This is a genomic window from Streptomyces sp. HPF1205 (assembly GCF_020400825.1).
In the GTDB taxonomy this organism is placed as follows: domain Bacteria; phylum Actinomycetota; class Actinomycetes; order Streptomycetales; family Streptomycetaceae; genus Actinacidiphila.
In genome coordinates this window covers 1-915 of record NZ_JAINVH010000121.1, presented here as the reverse complement: position 1 = coordinate 915, position 915 = coordinate 1, and the positions used below count along the sequence as shown (strand labels likewise).

General features: G+C 71.0%; 1 protein-coding gene. It reads right to left on the bottom strand.

What is annotated here, in order from left to right:
• A partial coding sequence (locus tag K7G61_RS35910; protein ID WP_225851346.1) for a polysaccharide deacetylase family protein occupies positions 1-838 on the bottom strand: 838 nt, incomplete at its 3' end.
• Between the last annotated feature and the right edge of the window lie 77 nt (positions 839-915).

Genomic DNA, 915 nt, shown 5'->3' with positions numbered 1-915 from the left:
TGGCGGTGCAGCTTCCACCGGTGCCGCCGGTCGTGCCGCCGGTCGTACCTCCGGTGGTGCCGCCCGTCGTACCTCCGGTGGTGCCGCCGGTCGTGCCGCCCGTCGTACCTCCGGTCGTGCCGCCGCCGTCGGTGGGGGCCACCGCGCGGCCGGTCTGCGGCGAGATCATGCCCGCGCACAGGCCCTTGGAGGCCAGGGTCTGGGCGATCTGCGGGATCGCGCTGAGCGTGTTGGCGGGCCACTCGTGCATCAGGATGATCTGGCCGTTGGTGAGGCGGGCGTTGGCGGCGACGATCGAGGAGACGCTCGCGCCGTTCCAGTCCTGCGAGTCGATGTCCCAGATGATCTCGGTGAGACCGTACTTGGCCTCGACCGACTTCAGGGTCGAGTTGGTCTCACCGTACGGCGGGCGGAACAGCTTGGGGGTGCCGCCGCCCGCGTTCGAGATCGCCTGCTGGGTGCGGCCGAGCTCGGAGTCGATCTGGGACTGGCTCTCCTGGATCAGGTGCGGGTGGGTGTAGCTGTGGTTGCCCACCCACATGCCGGCGTTGACCTCGGCCTGGACCTGGGACGGGTAGGCGGCGGCGTACTGGCCCTCGTTGAACATCGTGGCCCGCAGGCCGTTCTGCCTGAGGGCGTTGAGAAGGGCGGGGGTATGGTCGTTGGAGGGGCCGTCGTCGAAGGTCAGGCCGACGTAGCCGTTGCAGGTCGCGGCGCTGGAGACGGTGGCGTTGACGGTGAACGTGACGGCCGCGGTCACCGCGAGCGCGGCGGCGGTGAGTCCGGTGATCAGCAGGCGCAGTGACGGACGACGTGGGGTACGGATTCCGGTTCGCATGTGGGGGGTCCTCCTCGGGCCCGGCGCCGGCCGGTGTGGGAGCCGGGCGGCGCCGGGCGGCTGAGTGAATGGGGCTC